Consider the following 523-nt stretch of genomic DNA (forward strand, 5'->3'; position numbering starts at 1 on the left):
ATTCAGAATGGATGGAAACCGTTGACCCGTATGCAAAGGCTGTGACTGTAAATGGAGAGAAGGGCGTCGTCTTGCGCCCGGATCAAATGAAATGGACTGCTCCTCTTAAACCATTCTCACACCCTGTGGATGCCGTCATCTATGAGACGCATCTTCGCGACTTCTCCATCCATGAAAACAGCGGCATGATAAACAAGGGAAAATATTTAGCGCTGACGGAAACTGATACACAAACCGCAAATGGCAGTTCTTCGGGACTGGCGTATATAAAAGAGCTTGGTGTTACACATGTGGAGCTTCTGCCGGTGAATGATTTTGCCGGAGTTGATGAAGAGAAGCCGCTTGATTCATACAATTGGGGATATAACCCGCTTCATTTCTTTGCCCCGGAGGGAAGCTATGCCTCAAACCCTCATGATCCTCAAACGAGAAAAACAGAGCTGAAACAAATGATCAATACCCTGCATCAGCACGGTCTGCGAGTCATTCTGGATGTTGTTTTTAACCATGTGTATAAGAGGGA

At 46.5% G+C, this 523-nt stretch carries 1 protein-coding gene; it reads left to right on the forward strand.

Translation table 11 applies throughout. The annotated features are described in order from the left end of the window. A partial coding sequence (locus tag ACWHAR_RS31850) for an alpha-amylase family glycosyl hydrolase (protein WP_452089023.1) occupies positions 1 to 523 on the forward strand: 523 nt, incomplete at both ends.

The organism is Bacillus sp. LR--39 (genome assembly GCF_053613335.1).